The following is a 239-nucleotide window of genomic DNA, read 5'->3' on the forward strand; positions in this document are numbered from 1 at the left end:
TAATTCTTCATCACCACAATCCTATTCGAATCCTCTTAATCCAACTGTTCACCACTCAACCATATAACACCTTTCAACCACCCAACGCCAAGATTCCCCTGCAAATTGTCAACAATGACAACCCTCATTTCGTACTCCTCCATATCAAGATTCCTCCGATGGACCGCCTCGAAATCCTCAACCATATTAAACAAATTCATCCACATATCAACGTCATCATCATCACCGCTTATCCCCAA

General features: G+C 42.3%; 1 protein-coding gene. It reads left to right on the plus strand.

Annotated elements, in window-relative coordinates; genetic code table 11:
• Positions 1-44: 44 nt before the first annotated feature.
• Positions 45-239: response regulator (locus FS628_RS30910; protein ID WP_260871259.1), on the plus strand; the 195-nt coding region annotated here is incomplete at its 3' end.

Origin of the sequence: Paenibacillus xylanexedens (assembly GCF_007676705.1) — a bacterium.
Classification (GTDB): Bacteria; Bacillota; Bacilli; order Paenibacillales; family Paenibacillaceae; genus Paenibacillus; species Paenibacillus xylanexedens_C.